Source organism: Pseudomonas citronellolis, assembly GCF_029335315.1.
In the GTDB taxonomy this organism is placed as follows: Bacteria; Pseudomonadota; Gammaproteobacteria; order Pseudomonadales; family Pseudomonadaceae; genus Pseudomonas; species Pseudomonas citronellolis_A.
In genome coordinates this window covers 1-347 of sequence record NZ_JARJLT010000063.1, presented here as the reverse complement: position 1 = coordinate 347, position 347 = coordinate 1, and the positions used below count along the sequence as shown (strand labels likewise).

Below are 347 nucleotides of genomic sequence, written 5' to 3'. Positions count from 1 at the left end.
TACGGTTTCAGGTTCTATTTCACTCCCCTCTCCGGGGTTCTTTTCGCCTTTCCCTCACGGTACTGGTTCACTATCGGTCAGTCAGTAGTATTTAGCCTTGGAGGATGGTCCCCCCATGTTCAGACAAAGTTTCTCGTGCTCCGTCCTACTCGATTTCACTTCCAAGAACCTTTCACATACGGGGCTATCACCCACTATGGCCGCACTTTCCAGAGCGTTCTGTTAGATTCAAAGAAGCTTAAGGGCTAATCCCCGTTCGCTCGCCACTACTAAGGGAATCTCGGTTGATTTCTTTTCCTCAGGGTACTTAGATGTTTCAGTTCCCCTGGTTCGCCTCACACACCTAT

Annotated in this window: 1 rRNA gene; it reads right to left on the bottom strand. The window is 49.3% G+C overall.

Annotated elements, in window-relative coordinates:
- Positions 1-347 (bottom strand): 23S ribosomal RNA (locus P3W75_RS05160); the annotation flags it as partial.